Source organism: Vibrio sp. 14N.309.X.WAT.E.F5, assembly GCF_030397615.1.
GTDB lineage: Bacteria > Pseudomonadota > Gammaproteobacteria > Enterobacterales > Vibrionaceae > Vibrio > Vibrio lentus.
This window is the reverse complement of record NZ_JAPNXR010000009.1, coordinates 117558-141335: the sequence shown is the minus strand read 5'-3', so window position 1 is coordinate 141335 and position 23778 is coordinate 117558. Positions and strand designations below refer to the sequence as shown.

The following is a 23778-nucleotide window of genomic DNA, read 5'->3' as shown; positions in this document are numbered from 1 at the left end:
TAAGCTTTATATTTCAGATTAAGACTAATAGTGCCCCCTACTTTTAGGGGGCACTATTGGAGAATCTAGTAAACATAATAATTCCCTGAGTGACCGATATAAAGTTAACTCTCTGATTTAAATAATGTAGTGAACGAATGACCACACAACGCAATGATTTTGATCCAAAAGCTTACAATCCTGAGTTTGAATGGGGATTTCTAGCACCTAAATACTGGGGCACTTGGATTGCTGTTCTGTTATCGTCTTTAGTCTGCTTCTTACCTAATAGCATTCGTTTAGCACTCGCTAAGTTTATGGCTAAACAAGCTGTAAAAATCAAGAATAAGGCTAACCGCCGAGCTCGCGTAAACCTTGAGATGTGCTTTCCCGAGCAATCTGTAGAACAACGCGAAGAAACTCTCTATCAGTCATACGTTACATCTATATCGTTTTTGATGGGATTTGCTTCACTGACACTCAAGAGTAAAACTTGGCTAGAGAACAACACTTCGATAAACGGCCTGAGTAACCTAACCGATATTACGGACAGCGGCGAGAATGTGATCTTGCTGGTACCACACACATGGGCTATCGATATCCCAGCGGTATTATTAGCATCACGTGACCTTCCGGTATCTGCGATGGCGAAAGCTCAGAAAAACAAACTCAGTGACTGGTTGATGCACCGACAGCGCGTGCAATATGGTGGTCGTGTTTATGATCGCAGTGGTGGTATCAAACCTTTCATCAAGTCAGTGCGTGATGGGTACCTTGGCTACTACCTCCCTGATGAAGATCTTGGCCGTGAGCACAGTGTCTTCGTTGACTTCTTCGCGACTCAAAAAGCAACAATTTCAGGTCTTGGTCGGCTATCGAAACTGAGTAAAGCTAAAATAGTTCCTTTGTTTGCTCAATACGATAGCAGTATTGGCCAATACACCTTGGACTTCTACCCTTCTCTACCCTTCCCAACAGGAAGTGAAGAAGAGGACGCACGCATGATGAATCAATGTATTGAAGATTACGTGAGTAAGAACCCAGAACAATATATGTGGATCTTAAGACTGCTTAAGACTCGTCCTGAAAACAATATCAACCCTTATAAATAATATGTTTCGAAAACTAATACAATTTATACACTTACTGCCACTTTACTGGGCTATTAGTGGTCTTTTCATTATTAACAACGGTGATAAGATCTTAGTTACGTTGATAATAATATCGTTAGTCACAAAATTAATATTTTGCCTTTTCGATGATAATGAGAACCTTGTTTTTAATTTCAACAATATGGTTGGGATAGTCTTCATATGTGCCATTTATGCTTCATTAAAGTACCACCAAACTGGATATAGTTCTTCCGAAATAAGAGTTCTAATCAGTACAGCTTTATACTCACTAATATCACTCCCTAAAAATATTCGTTACAAGTCATTAATATTTGTTATTACGTTGAGTTCTATATACATATCTTACCAAACTATAAATATAATCGAGATAAAAAATTTAAGTCGGATGAATCTCCCTTTAAATGCGATCCCTTACTCAAATTATACCGGTTTATTATCGATAATTGCTCTTTATCTAAGCTACACCAGCAAAAACAGGTTATTATCCGTACTATCAACTCTAAGCTTCATTCTTCTTAGTATTAATGTCATACTTATCGATACAAGAGGTACATGGCTTGCTTTGATCGCAGTATATATCACAATTATTTCTCTCATATTTATAAAAAAAAGAAACTGGAAACTTACTCTTATTAGCCTACTATTATTTACAACAGTCATTGCCTTGAGCTACCCCGTTATTGAAAGTAGAGTTGACCGCTCAATGAAGGAGGTTGAACTTCTTACAAAAGGGAATCTAAATTCATCATGGGGAATAAGGGTACAATTATGGACCGCTGGTTATGATATTATAAAAACTGAGAAGTCATGGTTAGGATTAGGTCAGACTAAACACCTAGAACTCATTCAGGAAATGTATAAAAAAGGTGACGTTAAAAAATCTCTCGCTAGGTTTGATAATAAGAACTTTCATAACAGCATTATAGACAGAACGGTAAAATATGGATTCATTGGTCTAATTTTATATATTGGAGTTTTGGTAATTCCATTTATTTATGGACTTAAAAACTTTAACTCTGACCATTCCTCACTACTGATAGTTATGCCAGTATTTATATTTGTAGCAGGACTTAGCTACGTGCCGCTGTCTCACCCTGGTACTTACTTTCTTTATTTACTAACGTCTATATTTTTAATTAATAAATTAAAAGCAGATAGGACGCACGCATGAATCTCTATGTTTGTTCTACACTAAGACACTTTTTATTTTCAATATCAAAATCTTGTTACCAACCAAGTGAACATTCTACTATTTTGTTTTTCTATGATTACCAAGGAATCGACAAGGACAAGATAAATAAAAACATTAAAAGTGAAAACATAGAAATAATATTAATCAGTCGAAAAGAACTAATTTTCAATTTAAAAAAGTCTTGGCTTGGAAAGTTAACATTATTCCTATCCATGAGAAACATACAGCCAAACGAACAATTAATAAAATTAGTATCCTATCAACTAATAAAATTAAAAATATTGAAGCCAAGTGATTTTAATAATTTATCCTTGTTTATTTTCAATGACAAAAACAAAGTTGCTCGCATTTTTAAGTTGTTAATAAAAAATTATGAAATTATAGAGGATGGAGTTGGGAATTATTATAAGATACCAAAGAAGGGGATAAGTAAATACTTAAACCCAATAAACCTTAAGGGCCTTAATACTTGGGTTATGGGGGAAAGCAAACGCTGTACTACTATCAATGTAGTGTGGCCAGAGAAGTTACCGATTTCAGTAAGAGAAAAAGGAAAAGCTATTGAATTTCTTGGGAAATCAGAAGGTTTACCATCAATAAACACTGTTTTTAAGTTCACTCCAAAATTAGTAAATGTTCAAAACAGTATCGTTATTATCGCTACTCAACCACTATCATCAAATCTTGCTAACATGCTTAAAGATGAAGATTACTTTTTCTATATACATCAATGTATAGCAAGATATATGGAGAGAGAAGGGAAGCCTTACTTTATAAAGCTTCATCCTAGTGAAGACATAAAGAATTATCTTCCTTATTTTGATGAAGATAAATTTCTTTCAGTCAAACACCCATTGGAATTAGAGCTTCTTAATAGCCCTAAGAAGGTGATTGTTGCTTCTATTAATTCAACAGCAGGGCTAGGGTTTGAACAATTTTGTGAAAGGCGAAAACTGATCAGAGATGAAGAAATGGGGCACTTTAACGAACAGATTATATCTTGGAAAGATAACCCTAGCATCTTAAAGGAACGTCTAGAGGAAGCCTTTAGCTTCCTCTAGAGTTTGTGGCTAGTAGTGCTTAAAATCTAAAGGGGTTCCAAATCTAAGATCTTGTGTTGCCTTGCTTCCCAAAACATCATCAAGGTATTTTGGCAATATGCCATTACCTGGACGGATTGAACGAACATGCTCTTCTGTAAATACTTCACCTTTCTTAATGTCTTTAACAACATAAAGTGAACGGCGATGACATTTAGTCTGTAGCTCTGCCTCTGTGCTTACAAAATTTGGAGCTCCTATAGCTTCAAAAGCCATAGTACAATTTGTTACTAGTGACTTTAGCTCTTCTTTTTCTAAAGAGAAAGCCGAATCAGGGCCACCATCTGCACGCGCAAGCGTGAAGTGCTTTTCGATCACACATGCTCCCAATGCTACAGCAGCAACCGATACACCAATATCCATAGTATGATCTGATAAGCCGACTTCTACTCCGAAAGCGTCACGCATAACAGCCATTGTAGAAATATTTGCTTGAGATGCTGGAGTTGGATAACCACTTGTGCAATGAAGAAGTACGATATTTAAAGCGCCTGCTCCTTTCGCTGCAGCAACCGCTTCTTCAATTTCAGCCAAATTCGCATTACCAGTCGACATAATCATCGGCTTACCAGTTTCAGCTACTTTGCGAATCAATGGTAAGTCAATTAGCTCAAATGATGCGATTTTATACGCAGGTGCGTTCAAACTTTCTAGGAAATCGACAGCTGTATGATCAAATGGAGAGCTAAAGATAGTGATCCCAAGCTTTTCTGCCTCATCAAACAGTATCTTATGCCACTCCCAAGGTGTATGCGCCTGCTCGTACAGGTCAAATAGTTTGGCACCATCCCATAAACCACCACGAATCATGAATTCTTCACTATCGTGATTAATTGTGATGGTATCCGCCGTATAAGTCTGCAATTTAACAGCATCTGCACCCGCATCTTTCGCTGCTTTAATTAATTCAATTGCGCGAGTGATATCACCATTATGGTTACCTGACATCTCCGCTATGATGTAAGGTTTATGACCCCTACCAATTTCTCTATCTGCTATCTTCATTATTTCCTACTTATTTGTCAGGTAACTTTCAATCTTTTTCAACGACTCCAACGTCGACATATCAGACGCTGGTATCGATATTTCGAACTGCTTTTCAACTTCCATTATTAACATCAAGTGTTTAAAAGAGTCCCATTCAGGGCAATTCGCCATGTCCGTCCCATCGTAATCAACCCGTTCACTATCAATAACCGAACGATAGATTTCCATGAGCTTCTCTTTGCTCGAATCTACAACCTCAAGTTTAATAGGCTGAAGGGATACTGGCATTGAGTTTACAGGATAAGCTTCAAGTAACTCAAACAAACCATGATTTGGATGGACAAGAAAAGCGACTCTACGACCATCAAATGCTCCATCGGCACGAGGAGCAACCACAAGTTTTGCACCAAAATCCTGCTCTGCAACTTTGATAGCTTTATCAATGTCCTGCACGGCATAACAAAGATGGTAAGCACCACCACCTGAACCTAGATGTCCAATAATCGGAGAATGGTCATCTAGTGGTGCAAGTATCTCTACCACTCCCATACCATTGAGCTCCACAAATGCATAGTACACTTGTTGTGCTGGGTTTTCTCCAGGTCCTCGAAGTAACTTAGCTCCGGGAATAGATAAAAAATCTTTCAATGTAGCAATCAAGTCTTTCGTCGTCACAGCATAGTGATCAACATGAAGTACACCTAAAGCTGAAAACATTGCATTCATATAAATTTCTCCTACGCCTTCCAATTTAGAGTCATTAGGTTAGGTTCCGACGGCAACGACTGCTCTGCTAAGTCGAATACCCACTGCTCTTTATCATCTGAAGCAAAGTGATTGTTCTTGTAAAGATCTCGAACTGGCATATTTTTTGAACTCGCAATAAAGCGACCAACCACAGAATTCAAGGAAGACTCACTCGCTAAAAGAATCAGCTTGCTCAATATGACATGTTCAATATCTCTCCCCATCACGCGGCATGACATCACGAAATTATCAATGATCCACTGGTTATCCTGTTTCACGATAACCAGTGCTGCGACGCCCTCATACTCTTTGGAGTATTTGTCTTTAGAGCGGACATGGATTACTTGATAATCAGAGGCCCTCATCCATTCACTCAATTGTTCTTTGCTATAGCGTGTTGTCGTTGTGTTGAATTGATTCGTTTTATTAAAGAGTTGATGTGTCCGCTCGAAGTTATCTGAATTCAATGCTTCTACACATATTTCCATTCCCAAACTTTTGATAAATGACGCTCGGTCAACAAATTCGGTCTGGGTATTCTGAATGTCCACTCTCTGTTTGTAGAGATCCGAACGTCGTTTATCAGATTCACTCACTTGCGCGACACAAAGTTCAGGAAGATTACAAAGGTACTGGGACCATTCAGCAGGATCTTCCGGTAGCTCAGGTACAAAAACGTCTGGTGCATTTCGGCGCACTTCAGCACGCTCTACAGGGTTATCATCGATGAAACAAAAAGATGATAAGCCAAGGTTTAACTCTTTACTTAATGCATGAATATTCTGTGATTTCGGTTCCCAATTTATTCGATGACTGACAAAATCTTTCGCTCTAAGACGCATCTCCGGATGGGTTTCAATTGCATCTAGCGCCACTTCCTCAGTATTCTTACTGCATATAGTCAGCAAAATACCTCTGGATTTTAGTGTGAGGAAGAGCGATTGAAGATCTTTGTAAATATTGCCTGGGTAGTCTCCCCCCAAGCTAATACCGTCTTTTCCATCGTCACCAATGATCCCTTTCCACAAGGTATTATCAAGATCAAGCACTAAGACTCGAGCAGAAAGTGCATTTGCCGCAAAAATAATACCAATTAATGCCTGGCTGTACGCTTCCAGAAATTGAATGGAAAACGGTGCTCTTGCCATATACCAATATTTATTCGAGAAACTTTGCCCAGCGCGCTTGATGATTTGAGTGTAAGGAATAACTTCAACCAAATTCTCGGTTTTCATCGTATAAAGCGTTTTATTCCATTCCTGAATTAACCTCTGAATTTTTGAGTCTGATAATTGTTCAGAAATCGAAAAAGGAAAGCCCTTCTGAATGGCAAAATCAGCAACAAATATCCGATTTCCTCGCTGAGCAATACTCTTGATAAATACAAGGTATTGCAACACACGTTGCTCTATTTGTAACAAGGACTCTTCTGTTGGCAATGTATAGATATCAGAAAAGAAGTCTTCAATTCGCTCAATAAAAACGTAACAAGAAGATACATCATTGATATCAATATTCTCAGAGTCCAGAAGATCCAACTGATACCGACCAAATTCCGCTGTCGCAATTTTATAAGGAAACTTAGTATATGCCTTAATATGCTTCGTTAAGGTATCTGACAAAAAGTCGGTATTATGAGATGCGAATAGGTACAACCGATGACGTTTATCTAGCTTGTTTTCTGGGTAAACATATTTCATGTAAACGACATTTTTTGCAGTGTCAGTCGCATCTACAGGAGTATCGCATTCTACAAAACCACTTTTTTGATGTAATTTCCACGCGAGCTGATTCTGTCTTAGTGATTCACAATACAACTCATGAACCTTTAATGTTTTACCCGCATAGTGAATTACAGCTTGTTCAAGCTCAAGCCAAATGGCTGTTTTCTCAGCTTGTTCAAGCGCACTGTTATTGAGGTAAAAACCCCACCATGCTGTCGCCTTATCTTGCTCCCATGAATAAATGGTCACTACACCTACTGGTTTCTCATCACGACAGAATATTAAAATCTGTCTTTGGTCCATTAGCATGGTTTTATCCCACCACGCAGAATGTTCAGTTTTAGAGATAATATGGTCAGTTAACATCACAGCACGCACATCAGCGTGATTGCGCCACCCTAACACTGCCCACTTATCGCCTTCTTGTGCAGGGCGGAGACTAAATGTTGTCATTTGTTGAAATCTCTTCTAGGTGTTCAACGACTCTTTCGCACCCTTTGCCATCAACGAGCTCACCGCAAATGGAAGATTGACTCAAGAGACGTTCTTTTTGAGAAATAAAACGCTGATATGCAAGCGCGTAATCTTGTGATGATAGCTCGGAGTTCAAGCCCAAATAGCAATGGCCGTCTATGTCATGTAAATCTTTAGCAAGCTGAGTTTGATTATCTGCGACCGAGCATACGATGCCAGGAAGGGCAAGCACACACCTTTCCCACGTTGTTGCACCGACTGCTCCAACATATAGGTAGGCGCCTGAGAAATAATCCATCATATTTTTCACTTGGACATGAAGGGTCACCCTAGTCTCATGTTCAGCACACAACGCTTCTAACTGTTGCTTGTGAGGGTTGTTCATCCCAATAATCACATCAAGATGATCACCACTATTTACACTCAATAGTCCGTGTAACGCTTTTGATGTTTCATTAGCCCAATCAATACCCCCGAAAAACAACACGACTTTTCTTTTAGACAAGCGCTGCGTATAGTTTGACAGATGCTTTCTACTTTCACGGAACTCATCTCTCAATAAAGCATATTTAGGGCCACACAGGCGCTTGGTTGAGTTGGGAAGGTAAGCATCATAGCGACTTTTACCTAAAGAGTAATAATTCTGATCCAGTAACATGTCTACATCATGAACTCTATCAGCCAAATCGTCGATTTGAAGCATATAGCAAGAGAGTGGCCTCAAAGCCACTTGAAAGCGCTCATCTAACGCGTAGTGATCGATTACCAACCAGTCCAACTTTGTTCGAGTTAGACCAGATAGATAATGAGATACGACATCTTGTACTTGTACAATCTCAGTTTGATAAGGGACTTCCAACCAATTACCATGAGCACAATGCGTGTTGTGAGTCTCCTCTCCGTCCGGCTCAGGTAAACTAATAACATTGAAACTCTCTTCAATGAAATTAATTAAGTTACCTCCCAATTTTCGACATATGAAAACGACTTGATGTCCATTGCTCTCTAACTTACGTGCAAGTGTGAGCATTCTGAATGCATGCCCCGTCCCCATCTTGAACGACGCATCAACGCGAATACCAATAAGCACCTATCTAACCTTTTAATGCTTGAGAAAGTAATAGAGCAAAATCCCAATCCTCAGGGGTATCAAGATCAACAACTCGTTTCCTAGAGATAGGATATGCAATTGCTTTATCTGAAAACATAGGGATCTTTTGACGGTAAGCGCTTGGTTTACTCCAATAAAATTGCCCTACATCATGATACCCGACCTCAAGATCCTGAGATCGGGTGTTGAAATATTCTGGTTGGAACATCTCAACACGTTGTCCTTGAGTCAACTTTACGCCTCTTTGTATTGGGAATGGAAACTCACAAACAGGGAAACAGTAATCAGCAGAGGGTGACTCTAGTAGCAACTTATAGGTATTGCGTATGTCGTTGACATCGATAAAGGGTGCGGTTGCGTATATACAACACAGGTATTCAATAGACTGCGACTGTTCTTCGTACCAATCAATAGCATGCAACAGAACGTCTGCCGTTGTGGCAAAATCATCCGAAACGTCTGCTGGACGCATAAACGGTACTTCTGCGCCATACTGCTCTGCGACTTCAGCAATTTCAGCGTCATCCGTTGATACGATGACCTTATCAAAGCATCCAGATGCCAATGCGGCTTCTATAGAGTACGCAATGATCGGTTTTCCGTTAAAATCTTTAATATTTTTTCGCGGGATGCGTTTACTCCCCCCGCGAGCTGGAATTATCGCTATTTTCATTACGCACCTTTTAGAATATCAGTTAATACGTCGACAACCGTATTCTGTTGAGCTTCCGTCATACCATGGAACATCGGCAGAGAAATCGCTTCGCGGTAGTACTGTTCGGATTCAGGGAACTCCCCTTCAGTGAAACCTAAGTCTTGATAATACGGCTGGGTATGTACTGGAATATAATGCAAATTCACACCGATACCACGCTCGCGTAGCGCATCAAAAACCTGTTGATGACTGAGTGAAATATCATCTAGTTTCAAACGAATCACGAACAAATGTAACCCTGAGTAGGTATCAGGAAGCTGATAAGGCAGAACAATTGGTAAATTCTCTAACTTAGTATAATAGCCTTGTGCTAATTCGTGACGAGCAGAAACAAACTCATTCAAGCGATTCATTTGGCTCACACCTAGTGCAGCTTGCAGCTCTGTCATACGATAATTAAATCCAAGGTCTATTTGTTGGTAATACCAACCGCCATGAGACTCACCACACATCAACTCTGGATCACGCGTAATACCGTGACTACGCAGCAGCGTCATTTTATCAGCTAACTCTTTCTGATTGGTTAACGCTGCGCCACCTTCCGCCGTTGTCACAATTTTCACGGGGTGAAAACTGAAAACAGTAATATCAGAATGTTCACAGTTACCAATTGGTTGATCATGATATTTACCACCAATAGCATGAGAAGCATCTTCAATGACTTTAAAGCCGTATTCTTTGGCTAGCTTAGCAATGGATTCCATATCACAAGGCTGTCCGCATAAATGTACTGGCACTACGATTTTTGGCAGCCTACCTTCAGCTTTTGCTTTGATGAGCTTCTCTTCAAGTCGCTTAGGGCACATGTTGTATGTGTCTGGGTCGATGTCGACAAAATCCACTTTTGCACCGCAATAAAGACCACAGTTTGCAGACGCAACAAAAGTAATAGGAGATGTCCAAAGCCAATCACCTTTGCCTAAACCCAAAGCAAGACAAGCAATATGTAGAGCGGAGGTTGCGCTATTCACTGCTAACGCATACTGAGCACCAGTATATTCTGTTAACGCTTTTTCAAACGCAGGAACTTGTGGTCCCTGAGTTAGGAAATCAGATTTAAGAACATCAACTACACTATCAATGTCTTGCTGACTGATATCTTGCTTGCCATATGGAATCACTGTTTTACTCACACTGTAAATTTAGGGTCAACATGTTCTTTGATTAGGTCGCGTAGACCTTCAATCGTTTCCCACTCAGTATTCGTACCTGAGTTGTACTTAAAACCGAACGGGACTTTTTCAGCTTTATGATGATTCATGTATTCATCTTCTGTGTATGTAAAAGATACCGACGGAAGAATCGCGTAATAACGCCCTAGGTCAATCGTATTAAGAGAGTCAGTATCCGTAATCATTTCTTCATGAAGCTTTTCACCAGGACGAATACCAACAACTTTAGTTGGCATACCAGGCGCAATCGCTTCTGCAATGTCTAATATTTTGTAAGATGGGATCTTGGGTACAAAAATTTCACCACCAATATGGTTCTCGATAGCGTACATCACCATGTTTACACCATCCTGAAGAGATATATTGAAACGAGTCATCTCTTCATGGGTAATTGGTAATACACCTTCTTCTTTCTTCTGCATAAAGAACGGAATAACTGAGCCTCGAGAGCCCATAACGTTGCCGTAACGAACAACACTAAAACGAATATCTTTAGAGCCACGAATATTATTAGCTGCTGCAAATAATTTATCAGAAGCTAACTTAGTTGCACCATATAGGTTAATCGGAGCACACGCTTTATCCGTAGATAGTGCTACTACATCTTTTACACCACACTGTAGTGCGGCATTAATTACATTTTCAGCCCCATCAATATTAGTACGAATACACTCGGTCGGATTGTATTCTGCTGTATCAACTTGCTTAATTGCCGCAGCATGAATAATTACATCAACACCTTCACAGGCTTGAATCATACGGTTACGATCACGCACATCACCGATGAAGAAACGTAATTGTGGGTAATCTTTTTGAGGATAGTTTTGCTTAATTTCAAACTGTTTTAGTTCATCACGAGAAAATATGATGATTTTCTTTACGTCTTGATAGCGCTCTAAAATCGTTTTAATGAACTGTTTACCAAATGAACCTGTGCCACCTGTAATCAATACTGTCTTATTGTTTAACATACTAAAATCTCTATTAATTCTTATCTAAATGCTTATTTTTTTTCAGCTTAGCTTCTTGCTCTAAGTACCACAGGCCTGCATACTTATTAAATGAGGATTGAGCAAAGTTCATCGCCATCAATAGACCACGACTACCGTCTAGAAACCCAAAACGGATAATATAAATTAAGAAAAATGTCCAAACTGAACGAAGAATTGCAAACGGAATCCCCAAACTCGGTTTACCTTTACTGTAGTACTTCTTCGTGGTTTCCCAACCATAAACACGACTCTTCTCCATAAGGTGATCAAAGCCACGTAATGAGTTATGCATCAAAAAACCTTTCTTTAAAGTAGAAACTTTTCCTTCAGTTTCTACATTGGCATGCACAACCACTTTAGTGATCGAAGCTCCATCACACTTAAAAAGACGTTTAGGGGCTCTAGACGATCGACCAAAGCGCATTTGTTTACCTAGAATCAGATTTCCCCAAGGGAGTTTAAAAGCAACTTCTTCTAGTTTGGGATCACTTAATTGATGCGTTATCTCTGATTTCATCTCTTCATCTAAGTACTCATCAGCATCGATTATTAAAGCCCAATCACACGTAGCCTGCTCAAAAGCCCTAGCTTTTTGGTAACCATCTCCCGGCCAATCTTCTGTAACCCAGATTTTATCTGTGTATTCTCGTGCTATTTCAACTGTTTTGTCCGTACTACCAGAATCATAAACAATTATTTCATCAGCAAAACCCTTTAGCGATTCGAAACAAGGTCGAATACGGTCTTCTTCGTTCTTGCAGATAATTAACGCTGATAATGTTCTCATTGAATCAATATACCTTTTTCATTGAGCTAGTTTGAATGACCTAGTAGACGTTCAAAATACTTTAAGTGTTCTGCAACTGTCACTTTAGAACTAAAATGACGCGCTAGCCTCTCTTTAGCAGCAATACCCATTTCAATGCTTTGCTGTTTATCTTGTGCGATATGATTAATTGCTTCGCCTAATGCCCGAGCGTCGGCGGTAGGTACAACAAAACCTGTCTGACCATCTTCTACAAGTTCTGGTGCTCCTCCAGTAGTAGTCACTACTGACGCCGTACCATTTGCCATCGCTTCAATTATAGTGCGCGGTAAACCTTCACCACTCACTGATGGCTGTACTTGAATATCTGACATTGCCATCAATGATGGGATGTCTTTACGATGACCAATATAATGAATTCTATCTGAGATCGGGCTATTTTTCATCTCATCAAAGTGAGGCTCATAGCCACTGCCTGCGAGCACAAGGTGAAAATTGGGAGTTGTAATATAGTTAGTAGCTTCGAGGAGGGTAGAAATCCCCTTACTAGGGCGAACGTGCGCAGCACAAAAGGCAACAACATCTGTCTGGCTCAATTCAAGCGACTCTCTAGAAGTTGGTTCGACTTGATACCACTCTAATTGATGTCCCTTATAAATAGTCACGACATTATCTTTGTTTTTCCAAACTCGCTTGATAACATCCTGTCGAACTGCCTCCGACACACATACTACGCCATCTACACGAGGATGCAGTTGAGTCAGATAAGCACTTGGATCATGTCGATACAAACCACCGGTTGTTCCTCGGTACGCAATCAGCTTCACCTTGAGACCAACGCATGCAAATGCGGCATTAGGTATAGTTTTTGAGTTAAAGGCGTAACATATGTCATATGCCCCACTCTTTAGTTCGCTTCTAATTCTCTTAATCGTATCAAAGCAAATTTTTCTTTTAGGATAACAGTCGATAACCTTGATGCCATTTTTTCGAAGCCTATCGACATATTCAGACTCCCCTTGGGTCATCACTGTCACGGAGTGACCTTGATTTGCAAGTTCTACAAATATTTCCGCTTCAGGGCGAATACTATTCCAAGCATGTAGATACGATGCACAAACTAATATTTTCATTATTCAGCCCTAGAATTTCCAATAGTTTAATGATTTACGGATTTTAAAGTTACGAATCCAATTTTTTGGCTTGTTATCTTGCCAGCCGCTTTCTAGCACATCAGTAATAGCACTCAGAACTCTCGCTGAGGATTGCCCATCTAAATATGGCGTTATTGACGGGCCGTAATTAGCGATAGCGTTATCTCTAGTTTCATCAGCTAGCATTGCTTGCTTAATAGCTGATTCTAACTGTTCAGCCTGAGCAATATTAATGAAGCTTGCTTGAGGGTCTCGATTATTTACCGTGACAACAGGCTTATTGAGCAACAAGAATTCCTGAAATATCGATGAGTTGTCACACACCATAACATCAGCACGATGTTGCATTTCAATCACTCGGTCATTGTCGAAGAACAGAAGATTATCGCCCTCTAACGCCTGATATTTTGCCCGTGTCTCTTGCTTCATTTTAGGGTGTAATGTCACCAACCATTGCCATTGACTCAGTTGGCTAAGGCGCTTTAATTCTTCATAAACCAACTCAGCACACGATAAGCTTGGCGAAAAAGTGGAAGCAAATAGAATTTGAGGTCTCTCAAAATGGTTCTCACCAGCTTGATAATTAAACAAACTATCTAGCTTCAGCCATCCAGTCTCTTTTACTTGAAAATAGCCGCGCTGTTTAGCTAGTGGTTCCAATGAGCTCGTTCTTTCATGGCCTTCTGTGCAATACAAATCAAATAGACCACGCTCAGGGTATAAGTTCCCTCGTTTGCTCTCGTTCAAACCATGAAATACTTGTACCTTCACCCCTGGAATAAACGCTGGAACACGATCTCCGGGCACTAGAACAGCTGAAGGGTTAAAAGAGACAGCTTCAGCTAAAGATACGCTTTGTTCATGCTCTAGTAAAAGATGTTCAGAAGCCTCGTCACCAACAAGCAACCACTTAACCTCATGGCCGAGCTGCTTCGCGTAATCATAGAATGGGCGAAGAATAGCAAATGAATAATTTTGCTCGACGTAGAGCAAGAAACGATAAGTTTGATCGGTTTGCATAAGCGATGAGATAAAATTCACCATGTCCGTTTGAAAGCGCAACTAAGCATTTAATTATAACGCTCTTTACTTTCGAGATTGAAGAAAATACTCTTCTGAATATTGATTTTACCTTCTGGTGTCACTGTTCTTATGCTTATACGACTTATCTATACTCTCATATTGTCATTAGCTTCTCCGCTACTGCTGTATGGGCTTTATAAGAGTAAACCAGGAAAGCCAAGTTTTGGTCAGCGTTGGAAAGAGCATTTCGGGATCACGCCGCAAACTCAAGGTAAGAATCCTATCTGGATTCATGCCGTGTCGGTGGGTGAATCTATTGCCGCCGTACCGATCATCAAGCAACTGAAGCGACGAAATCCAAACCAAGCTATCATTGTTACCACAACGACCAGCACAGGTGCTGAGCAAATAAATAAGATCAGTGATTTAGTCGAGCACCGCTACATGCCGATTGATTTTGCTTGGTGTGTACGAGGCTTCTTGAAAACTGTTCAGCCTAAACAGATGCTAATCATGGAAACAGAATTATGGCCAAACACACTGCACTGTGTCGCGAAAGCTAGGATTCCTATTTCAGTACTCAACGCTCGCCTATCTGAGCGATCGTGCCAACGCTATGCAAAATTCCAATCCGTCTTTAACCTTCTAGCGAAAAACCTTTCTCAAGTACTCTGCCAATACCCAAGTGATGCTGAGCGTTTTATACGATTAGGGTTAGATAAAGCATCGGTGCATGTGACTGGGTCGATCAAGTTTGATATTGAAGTTTCAGCAGAACAAGTATCAAAAGGCAAAGCGTTACGTGAACAAATTGGCTTTGAACGCTGTGTATGGATAGCTGCAAGCACTCATCAAGGCGAAGATGAAATTATCTTAGACGCTCATAAACAGCTCCTTAAAGACAATCCTAATACCTTGCTGATGATTGTGCCTCGTCACCCAGAGAGATTTAACCAAGTGTCTGAGCTAGCTCAAGAGCACGGCTTCAAGACTATCACTCGAACAAGTCAGCAACCAATCACCTCTGATGTTGAAGTATATATTGCGGATACGATGGGAGAAATGTTGGTATTACTCGGCGGATCTGATGTGTGCTTTATGGGAGGAAGTCTTGTGGGCGATAAGGTAGGTGGCCACAATCTTCTAGAGCCGGCGGCCCTGCAGTTACCTTTACTCAATGGCCCTAGCTATTTTAACTTCAGCGAGATCACAGACAAGCTACTGGAGGCCAATGCCGTGGTTATTTGTCAAGATAGCTGTGACATTGCAAGCCAACTCAGAGAGCTGTTCACCCAACCTAAATTACGTAAAGATAAAGGCTTAGCGGCTTATCAAGTTGTTGAGCAGAACCGAGGAGCGTTGGATAAAACCTTGGCATACATTCTTAACTGATAGCTATTAACCTTGATAGCCCTTTAACATAGGCTCCCAATCCGACTCTTGCCATTGAATCTGGCGCTTGTTCACTTCTTTTAAGAACGAGCGCTTTAAGCGATTCAAGTTACCTTCTTTCCAGTCCTCACCCGCTTGTTGACCACACTTGTCAAAGTCAATAATCCATACATTTTGCGAATCATCAAGAAGGATATTATGGATATTGAGATCTGTGTGATTAACCCCAGCATCGTGCATTTTGCGTATCTGGCGGCCAATCTTTTGATAAACATCCGCATCTATCGGATCAGAAACCAAGACATCAACCAGATCTTTGGCATTGGGAATTCGTTCAGACATTAAGTCCGCTCGATAAAGTAGTCCGCTTCTAATTGCTCGAGCAGCAATGGGCTTCGGTACATTCACACCTGCGTTTGCCAATACCTTGAGAACATTAAGCTCCATCGCACAGCGCGTGCTTTCCCAATCAGAAAAACGATATTGGTCTTCGACTAGCTTCCCAAACAATCCGCCACGGCGATAATGGCGCAATGCGGCCTGTATTCCATCAAGCTGAATGAACCATGTGGTACCACGACCTTGAGCACTCCCTGAAATAGCTTCACGTTTTCGCCAGTATTCAGCCTCGAAGATCTGAGCGATATCATCCTCTGGTACCTGAGCCAGAAGTTCAGGGTCGTACCAAATTGTTTGGTTCTTGGTGCTAATCGTTTCCATCTATGAGGCCTTTGGGTCGCTTTTCGTCATTGCTATTTTACAACTAATGCGAGTATCTGCATAATTCTGATGTTATTCACTTTTTTCGGGCACTTTATGTCACTGTTCTCAACTGCACCTCAATCTCTTTGCATACTTCGCCTCTCCGCGATTGGTGATGTTTGTCATGCTATCTCTGTGGTTCAAGCCATCCAGAAGCAGTGGCCTGAAACGAAAATTACTTGGATCACAGGTAAAATAGAAGCCATGCTGATCGGCGATCTACCCGGCATTGAGGTTATTATTTTCGATAAGAAACAAGGCTTCAAAGGAATGCGTGAATTATGGCACCAGCTATCTGATCGTAAATTTGATGCTCTTCTGCATATGCAAGCCGCACTCAGAGCCAGCGTGCTATCTTGGGGGATAAAGGCGAAGTGCAAAGTGGGATTTGGCAAAAACCGAACTCGTGAAATGCAATCACTCTTTACTAATCGCCATCTGCCTATTTCAGACAAATTTCATGTTTTAGATAACTTTGCCGAATTTGCTCGCTACATTGGTGTACCCTTCGATAAGCCTCAATGGAATATCCCTTTAACACCTGAAGATGAACAATTAGCAATCAGCACTATGGCAGACAAACCGACTTTGGTTATCTCCCCTGCTGCTAGCAAAGATTCTCGCAACTGGCTAACAGAGCGGTACGCAGCTATTGCTGACTATGCTGTCGAACAAGACATGCAAGTGGTGTTATGTGGTTCTCCGGCACCAAGAGAAGTTAATCTGGGTAACGACATCGAAAAATTATGCCAGTCGCCAATTACTAACTTGATTGGCAAAACGAATTTGAAGCAACTGACTGCCGTACTGAAACATGCAACGGTTGTTTTGGCACCTGATACCGGCCCAGCCCACCTGGCGACCACACAGTCGACCCCAGTAATCGGCTTATACGCACACAGCGATCCTCGTAGAACAGGACCTTACAATGATCTCGATATCGTAGTGAGTGTTTATCAACAGCATGTAGAAGCACAACAAGGTAAGCCAGTCGCAGACCTTCCATGGGGAACCCGTGCGAAGGGCGATGACTTGATGAAAGACATCACGCTCGACATGGTAAAGCAGACACTCGACAAAGCCTTAAACTCTATTAAAACACCAAGCAAGGACAGCTAATATGACCACACACGTTATCTACCCAGGAACTTTCGATCCGGTCACCAATGGGCACCTTGATATTATCGTTCGTGCCGCTAGCATGTTTGACCATATCACTGTAGGAGTTGCAGCGAGTCCAAGTAAAAAAACCATGTTTGAATTAAATGAACGAGTTGAGCTACTACGTGATGCGGTGGCTAACCTGTCTAATGTATCTGTTGAAGGATTTTCGGGGTTACTTGTAGATTTTGCCAAACAACAAAAAGCAAACGTGTTGGTGCGCGGTCTGAGAACAACCATGGATTTCGAGTACGAGTTTGGACTAACTAGCATGTATCGCAAACTTCTGCCCGGCCTTGAAAGTGTATTTTTAACGCCTTCAGAGGAGTATGCATTCCTCTCTTCGACTATAGTTCGAGAAGTCGCTATACACGGTGGGGATATAAGTCAGTTTGTTCCACAAAAAGTAGCAGACGAAATAAAGCTCAAAACAGCCAAGTAATTCCCTTTACCTACCCCGAAAAAAAAATAGCGCTCATTGAGCGCTATTTTTAATTCAAAGCCATCAATTATTACAGCGAGTAGTAGGCTTTATACCAATCCGCGAAAGCTTTCGCTCCTTCTTGGATCTTAACTTGAGGCTTGTAGCCAACAGCTTCAAACAGATCTTCCGTATCAGCATAAGTCGCGTACACATCACCTGGTTGCATTGCCATGAAGTTCTTTTTCGCTTCAACACCTAAAGCACCTTCTAATGCTTCAATGTAATCCATTAATTTAACCGGGCTACCATGACCGATGTTAAATACGCGATATGGTGCAGAACTGGTTGCAGGTGAGCCTTGCTCCACAGTCCAATCTGGCTGCTTAGCTGGAATACGGTCTTGAACACGAATAATACCTTCAACGATATCATCGATATAAGTGAAGTCGCGCATCATGTCGCCATTGTTATAAATGTCGATCTCTTTGCCCGCAACGATTAAGTTCGCAAACTTGAACATCGCCATATCAGGGCGACTCCAAGGGCCGTAAACAGTAAAGAAACGTAGACCGGTCGTCGGTACGTCATATAAATGAGAATAGGTATGCGCCATTAACTCATTCGACTTCTTGGTCGCTGCATACAGTGAGATCGGGTGATCAACACTGTCTGCTGTATGGAATGGCATTTTTTGATTCAAGCCATAAACTGAGCTTGATGAAGCATAAACGAGGTGTTCAACCTTGTTATGGCGACAACCTTCAAGAATAGCTAAGTGGCCAACAAGATTGCTGTCAGCATACGCCATTGGGTTATCAATTGAGTAACGAACGCCAGCTTGCGCTGCTAAATGAATCACACGGTCAAACTTTTGCTCAGCAAACAGCGTTGCCATGCCCTCTCTATCAGCAAGATCCAGCTCGATAAAGGTTAGGTTTTCATGCTCAATGCGCTTTAGGCGATCATGTTTCAAAGAGACTTCATAGTAGTCATTCAAGTTATCAATGCCGACAACCTTATGTCCTGCTGCACATAGTCTCTCTGAAACTGCAGAGCCAATAAAACCGGCAACGCCAGTTACTAAATATTTCATTCTACTATTCTCAATTTATATCATTAGTGTAATTGTAGCTAATAGCCTGCCTACCTACTAGCTTAAAAAAGTGAACATAGGTTCAGTTTTTCTATACCTGACATTGAGAGCAAAAAAACGTATTCCTTTGTCCGATTTTTTGCTCTTCAAGTTTCTCACCACAACTCGGGCACTTTTCTCCCGCTTTCCCATAGACTTGCAGTTCTTGAGCGAAGTATCCGGGCTTACCATCCGCTTGGGCGAAGTCTTTGAGTGTGGTGCCGCCTTGTTTGATGGCGGTAGCGAGTACTTGTTTGATCTCTCTGGTCAACAAGACCCATTCTTCCTTTGTTACTTTGCTTGCGGGGCGCAAAGGATGAATTCGTGAAGAAAACAGCGCTTCATTGGCGTAGATATTACCCACACCGACCACTACTTTGTTGTCCATAATGAACTGTTTGACGACAACCTTACGCTTTTCTGCTTTCTCAGCAATGTAATCTGCGTTGAAGTCGTCAGTTAATGGCTCAGGACCAGAACCAAGTAATACAGTGTGTATTTCATCAGGCGCCGACCATAACCACGCTCCGAAGCGACGCGGATCGTTGTAACGCAATATCTTGCCATTGGTTAGCTTAAGATCCACGTGATCGTGTTTTGTTGGCGGGAAATCGGCATCTAAAACGCGCAGTGAACCAGACATACCAAGATGAACAATCGCTGTGCCTGTATCGGTTTCAATCAATAGATACTTAGCTCGGCGTGAGATAGAGCGAATCACCTGTCCTTCTAGTCGCTTAAGCTCTTGTGGGATATCCCAGCGCAGCTTAGGTGTTCGAAAAGTCAGGGATTTAATCTTCTCACCGACTAAATGAGGCGAGATCCCCATGCGGCTTACTTCAACTTCGGGTAATTCAGGCATAGTTAGTCGTCCGATTTAGGTGATTTTTCTGATATAGATAGCTTGCCTGCTTTAAAGAGATGGTCTGATTTAAATGAATCTTCTGAGCCAAAGCTTGGAAACAAGTAACTCTCTTCAATAGACACCGCCAACCACTGATCATTCCAGTTTTTTAGCAACCAAAACTCAGCAAGTTGATAATAGGTAATACGCTGGGGCTCTTCTTGGTCTTGATACCAAACTTCAATGGTATGTGGCGTATTAAGCTGAGGAGTAAGGTCAGTATAAGTTTGTGAGTCGACTTCCGTGCCTACTAGCTGTTGCCAGCGTTGCGATAACTCTTGGGCACTCACACTTTGCTCTGAGACAGACTCTTTCATTTGATAAACCCAATGACCGTCTTCTTGCACTACCGACCACTTAGCAAAGTGTAAGGCTTGAAGCTCTGCTGTTGGGTTTAAAAGATAAGGATAAGGGCTGCTCGCCTGAAGTTCAGGCTCAGGTTCGATAAGGTACGTTTTGATCAATGTTGGAAGGTTTAACACGCCAATAAAAGCGATCACGCTTAACATGAGTATGTTGTTCCATCGACGTCCACGATATCTCATCTAATTCTGCTCATCTAACCTATTGAGTGTTCAGTATATCGTGAAAATGGCGACACATTCTATGCTGAGCAATTTTCTATCATAGAAGCCCATCGGCAAGTGTAACGTATACCAGTTAGATGCCAAATTGAACCAATAATACTTACCCCTATCAAAAACACAGAGTCTTCTCGAAAAAGCTTAAGCTTCTCAAAAAAACGTAGGCTTATCAAAATACTGGGGCTTCCCAAATTTTTGACATAAAAAAACCCAGCTATAAGCTGGGTTTTTAATTTATTCTTCTATAAAAGAAGAGACAAAGGGGCTATCAATTACTTGATTTTAGCTTCTTTGTACATAACGTGCTGGCGAACTACTGGATCAAACTTTTTGATCTCAAATTTGCCTGGCATGTTACGCTTGTTCTTGTCAGTTGTGTAGAAGTGACCAGTTCCAGCAGAAGATACTAGACGGATTTTCTCACGAATGCCTTTAGCCATTGCTTAATTCCTCTTAAACGTTTTCGCCACGTGCACGGATATCAACAAGAACAGCATCGATGCCTTTCTTATCAATAATACGCATGCCTTTAGCAGTTAGACGTAGTTTAACAAAACGTTTTTCGCTCTCTACCCAGAAACGGTGAGTTTGTAGGTTCGGCAGAAAACGACGCTTGGTAGCATTGCGTGCGTGTGAACGGTTGTTACCCGTTACTGGACGCTTACCAGTTACTTGACATACTCGGGACATGAATGTCTCTCCAAATCGTTTCAGCTCGATATCAACCTTGGTGGCCGAACCTCTCTATCAATTCTGAAAATAGAGGTAAAAACCATAATGGAAAATCCATTCAAGGCTATCAAAGGTCGCGTATTATACTAACTTGACATGCATTGCTCAAGACCCGAACAGATCCTTTTTAAGGATTTCGTGATCTTTTTTTGAACAGGGCAGCTATTTGAGTAATCAGAGCTGATTTAAGGTTCTAAAATGTGGGCGGAATGATAGCAGATTTAACGCAACTAACAACCTAAAATGTGATTCAAATCCATCCACGCTCTGCAAAAGAGATAACTTCGCCATCTCCAACGACAAAATGGTCGAGAATTCGGATGTCTACTAGCGACAATGCATCGGTTAATCTACGTGTAATTCGCCTATCTGCTTGGCTTGGCTCTGCGACACCAGAAGGATGGTTGTGCGCTAGGATTAATGCTGCTGCATTATGATGGAGTGCCCGTTTAACCACTTCTCTCGGGTATACCGATGCTGCATCGATGGTTCCTTCAAACATAACTTCATCCTTTATTACTCTGTTTTGGTTATCTAGGAACAATATATAGAAGGCTTCTCGCTGGCGGTCGCGCAACATACTCGAAAGATACAACTTGGTATGACTTGGACTGGTTAATGCGTCCCCTCGAGATAAAGTCTCCGCTAAATAACGTTGCGTCATCTCCAAAACTGCCTGTAATTGGACATATTTGGCCTGTCCCATCCCTTTATGAGCACAGAACTCGGTCTCGGTTGCTGAAAAAAGATGACGAAGCGAGCCAAAATCTTTGATCAGCTTGTCAGATAACTCTAAAACGTTCATCCCTTGTGTGCCGGTTCGAAGAAATATCGCTAACAACTCCGCATCACTTAAAGAGTCTGGCCCTCGACTCAGTAGTTTTTCTCTTGGCATCGACTCAACAGGCATCTTACTTATAGGCATATAAAAGCTATTTAGGGTCATGAATACGACCCGTCAGCTTAATGAACTTGCCACCAGGGATCCTTTGATAAAGAGAAAAGGAAACGAGTCGCTAGCAAAAACGTGTAATTGATAAGTTTGATAACACCAATTTGATGAGCATCAAGTCTGTTCGAATTCTGCTTCTAGGCACTAATCCTTTGTTCTGATATCGTAAGTCCCAGAGAAATTAAGGAACAGAATCATGCAAACATTGGTTAATCAACTGAGTAACGCTGACCAACAAGGCCTAGCTGGAAAAAAAATCCTCCTTGGCATTAGTGGTGGTATTGCTGCGTATAAATGTGCCGAACTGACTCGACGCTTAATTGAACGAGGGGCGCAGGTACAAGTCGTGATGACGAATGCAGCCAAGGAGTTCATTACTCCTCTCACCATGCAAGCCGTCTCTGGAAGGCCAGTGTCTGATAGTTTGCTTGATCCTGCTGCTGAAGCTTCCATGGGGCACATCGAACTGGCGAAATGGGCTGACCTAGTCTTATTAGCACCCGCGACCGCAGATCTGATTGCGCGCATGACCGCAGGCATGGGGAACGACCTACTGACCACTTTGGTTTTAGCAACCGATGCGCCAGTTGCGGTATCCCCAGCAATGAACCAACAAATGTACAGCAACCCTGCTACTCAAGAGAACATCGCCACACTAAAACGTCGTGGCTGTGAGATCTGGGGGCCCGCTGCTGGCGAACAGGCCTGTGGTGATGTCGGTATGGGTCGCATGCTCGAGCCAATGCAGCTTGTGCATCGTTGTGAAGACTTCTTCCAACCTAAGCCGCTTGCTGGCCGCTCTGTGTTAATCACTGCTGGCCCAACTCGTGAAGCCATCGACCCTGTGCGTTACATTACTAACCACAGCTCAGGCAAGATGGGCTATGCACTGGCTGAAGCGGCCGCTAAACAAGGCGCAACGGTAACTCTAATCAGCGGCCCTGTATCACTAGCAACGCCAAACAAGGTTAATCGCATTGATGTCGACAGCGCACAACAGATGTTTGATGCCGTTAGCGCTAACGCCGCTCAGCACGATATTTTCATCAGCTGCGCTGCGGTTGCCGATTACCGCCCTGAGACCATTGCAGACCAGAAGCTTAAAAAAGTGGATGGTAAAGATGACATGACCATTCAAATGGTTAAGAACCCAGACATTGTCGCTTCTGTAGCCTCAATGACCGAAGGTCGTCCATTTACCGTAGGCTTCGCAGCGGAAACTCAAGATGTTGAGAAATATGCTCGTGGCAAACTGGAACGAAAGAACCTCGACATGATTTGCGCCAATGACGTTTCTGTCGAAGGCCAAGGCTTCAATAGTAGTAGCAATGAATTGCACCTTTATTGGAAAGGCGGTGATAAATCTTTGCCACTTGATAGCAAAGATACCCTTGGTTTCCAGATCCTCGCTCAGATCCAACAACTTATTGTCGAATAAATACACGATTTCGCTCTGACAATGTGCT

The 23778-nt window shown here is 41.7% G+C and carries 24 protein-coding genes; 7 read left to right on the top strand and 17 right to left on the bottom strand.

All coding sequences use genetic code 11. The annotated features are described in order from the left end of the window. The first annotated feature begins 137 nt into the window (after positions 1-137). The 3 genes from lpxM to OW495_RS12280 all read left to right on the top strand — a co-directional run bounded on the left by lpxM (position 138) and on the right by OW495_RS12280 (position 3365). A complete protein-coding gene (lpxM, locus tag OW495_RS12290) occupies positions 138-1091 on the top strand; it encodes a lauroyl-Kdo(2)-lipid IV(A) myristoyltransferase (protein WP_076667721.1) in 954 nt (317 codons plus the stop codon). Between the two features lie 406 nt (positions 1092-1497). Beyond that, positions 1498-2283 carry an O-antigen ligase family protein gene (locus OW495_RS12285; RefSeq protein ID WP_229634206.1) on the top strand — a complete coding sequence of 262 codons (786 nt, stop codon included), beginning with the start codon at positions 1498-1500 and terminating at the stop codon, positions 2281-2283. Then, positions 2280-3365, top strand: coding sequence for a polysialyltransferase family glycosyltransferase (locus tag OW495_RS12280; RefSeq protein ID WP_076667717.1), 1086 nt, complete (start codon positions 2280-2282; stop codon positions 3363-3365). The genes OW495_RS12285 and OW495_RS12280 overlap by 4 nt, the downstream gene beginning before the upstream one ends. A 9-nt stretch (positions 3366-3374) precedes the next feature. Here OW495_RS12280 and pseI read toward each other — a convergent pair whose 3' ends face one another. From pseI to OW495_RS12230, 10 genes are read right to left on the bottom strand one after another with little or no spacing between them, the layout of a single operon-like run. Beyond that, entirely contained in the window at positions 3375-4409 is a 1035-nt protein-coding gene (gene pseI / locus OW495_RS12275; protein ID WP_076667716.1) for a pseudaminic acid synthase, read from the bottom strand. Positions 4410-4415: 6 nt separating this feature from the next. Then, entirely contained in the window at positions 4416-5117 is a 702-nt protein-coding gene (locus OW495_RS12270) for a VOC family protein (RefSeq protein ID WP_289886752.1), read from the bottom strand. Positions 5118-5128: 11 nt separating this feature from the next. Next, positions 5129-7315, bottom strand: coding sequence for a UDP-4-amino-4,6-dideoxy-N-acetyl-beta-L-altrosamine N-acetyltransferase (gene pseH, locus OW495_RS12265; protein ID WP_076667714.1), 2187 nt, complete (start codon positions 7313-7315; stop codon positions 5129-5131). Beyond that, positions 7302-8426 carry a UDP-2,4-diacetamido-2,4,6-trideoxy-beta-L-altropyranose hydrolase gene (gene pseG / locus OW495_RS12260; protein ID WP_076667713.1) on the bottom strand — a complete coding sequence of 375 codons (1125 nt, stop codon included), beginning with the start codon at positions 8424-8426 and terminating at the stop codon, positions 7302-7304. Before pseG ends, pseH begins: the two co-directional genes overlap by 14 nt. 4 nt (positions 8427-8430) lie before the next feature. After that, complete coding sequence (gene pseF / locus OW495_RS12255) at positions 8431-9120, bottom strand: pseudaminic acid cytidylyltransferase (RefSeq protein ID WP_099167216.1); 690 nt, start codon at positions 9118-9120, stop codon at positions 8431-8433. After that, positions 9120-10295, bottom strand: coding sequence for a UDP-4-amino-4,6-dideoxy-N-acetyl-beta-L-altrosamine transaminase (gene pseC / locus OW495_RS12250; protein ID WP_099167215.1), 1176 nt, complete (start codon positions 10293-10295; stop codon positions 9120-9122). The genes pseF and pseC overlap by 1 nt, the downstream gene beginning before the upstream one ends. Further along, positions 10292-11305 (bottom strand): UDP-N-acetylglucosamine 4,6-dehydratase (inverting), encoded by a 1014-nt coding sequence (gene pseB / locus OW495_RS12245; RefSeq protein ID WP_050619734.1) that lies wholly within the window; start codon positions 11303-11305, stop codon positions 10292-10294. Before pseB ends, pseC begins: the two co-directional genes overlap by 4 nt. Positions 11306-11318: 13 nt before the next feature. Beyond that, complete coding sequence (locus OW495_RS12240; RefSeq protein ID WP_076667708.1) at positions 11319-12113, bottom strand: glycosyltransferase family 2 protein; 795 nt, start codon at positions 12111-12113, stop codon at positions 11319-11321. A 26-nt stretch (positions 12114-12139) separates the two neighbouring features. After that, positions 12140-13225, bottom strand: coding sequence for a glycosyltransferase family 4 protein (locus OW495_RS12235; RefSeq protein WP_099167214.1), 1086 nt, complete (start codon positions 13223-13225; stop codon positions 12140-12142). A gap of 9 nt (positions 13226-13234) precedes the next feature. Further along, positions 13235-14266, bottom strand: a complete 1032-nt coding sequence (locus OW495_RS12230) for a UDP-N-acetylglucosamine 2-epimerase (protein ID WP_099167213.1) — start codon at positions 14264-14266, stop codon at positions 13235-13237. Between the two features lie 132 nt (positions 14267-14398). Between OW495_RS12230 and waaA the strand changes: the two genes are divergently transcribed. Then, positions 14399-15661 (top strand): lipid IV(A) 3-deoxy-D-manno-octulosonic acid transferase, encoded by a 1263-nt coding sequence (gene waaA / locus OW495_RS12225; protein WP_102514284.1) that lies wholly within the window; start codon positions 14399-14401, stop codon positions 15659-15661. 6 nt (positions 15662-15667) lie between these two features. Here the strand turns inward: waaA and OW495_RS12220 are convergent, their stop codons facing one another. Next, positions 15668-16381, bottom strand: a complete 714-nt coding sequence (locus OW495_RS12220) for a 3-deoxy-D-manno-octulosonic acid kinase (protein WP_102514283.1) — start codon at positions 16379-16381, stop codon at positions 15668-15670. A 96-nt stretch (positions 16382-16477) separates the two neighbouring features. On the opposite strand from OW495_RS12220, the gene OW495_RS12215 reads away from it, so the two are divergent. Continuing rightward, on the top strand, positions 16478-17542 hold the full coding sequence (locus OW495_RS12215; RefSeq protein ID WP_102514282.1) for a glycosyltransferase family 9 protein: 1065 nt from the start codon (positions 16478-16480) through the stop codon (positions 17540-17542). A 1-nt stretch (position 17543) separates the two neighbouring features. Further along, positions 17544-18026, top strand: coding sequence for a pantetheine-phosphate adenylyltransferase (coaD, locus tag OW495_RS12210; RefSeq protein ID WP_102514281.1), 483 nt, complete (start codon positions 17544-17546; stop codon positions 18024-18026). A 70-nt stretch (positions 18027-18096) separates the two neighbouring features. On the opposite strand, the gene OW495_RS12205 is transcribed toward coaD, so the two are convergent. The 6 genes from OW495_RS12205 to radC all read right to left on the bottom strand — a co-directional run bounded on the left by OW495_RS12205 (position 18097) and on the right by radC (position 22285). Beyond that, entirely contained in the window at positions 18097-19101 is a 1005-nt protein-coding gene (locus OW495_RS12205) for an NAD-dependent epimerase (RefSeq protein WP_102514280.1), read from the bottom strand. 91 nt (positions 19102-19192) lie between these two features. Beyond that, positions 19193-20002, bottom strand: coding sequence for a bifunctional DNA-formamidopyrimidine glycosylase/DNA-(apurinic or apyrimidinic site) lyase (gene mutM, locus OW495_RS12200; protein WP_102514279.1), 810 nt, complete (start codon positions 20000-20002; stop codon positions 19193-19195). 2 nt (positions 20003-20004) lie between these two features. Then, a complete protein-coding gene (locus tag OW495_RS12195; protein ID WP_102514278.1) occupies positions 20005-20553 on the bottom strand; it encodes a hypothetical protein in 549 nt (182 codons plus the stop codon). Between the two features lie 347 nt (positions 20554-20900). Continuing rightward, a complete protein-coding gene (gene rpmG, locus OW495_RS12190) occupies positions 20901-21068 on the bottom strand; it encodes a 50S ribosomal protein L33 (RefSeq protein WP_002535344.1) in 168 nt (55 codons plus the stop codon). Between the two features lie 13 nt (positions 21069-21081). Beyond that, a complete protein-coding gene (gene rpmB, locus OW495_RS12185) occupies positions 21082-21318 on the bottom strand; it encodes a 50S ribosomal protein L28 (RefSeq protein WP_004728407.1) in 237 nt (78 codons plus the stop codon). Positions 21319-21610: 292 nt separating this feature from the next. Then, positions 21611-22285, bottom strand: a complete 675-nt coding sequence (gene radC / locus OW495_RS12180) for a DNA repair protein RadC (protein WP_102514277.1) — start codon at positions 22283-22285, stop codon at positions 21611-21613. 223 nt (positions 22286-22508) lie between these two features. Here radC and coaBC point away from each other — a divergent pair, with 223 nt between their 5' ends. Further along, a complete protein-coding gene (gene coaBC, locus OW495_RS12175) occupies positions 22509-23750 on the top strand; it encodes a bifunctional phosphopantothenoylcysteine decarboxylase/phosphopantothenate--cysteine ligase CoaBC (RefSeq protein ID WP_102514276.1) in 1242 nt (413 codons plus the stop codon). The last annotated feature ends 28 nt before the right edge of the window (positions 23751-23778 follow it).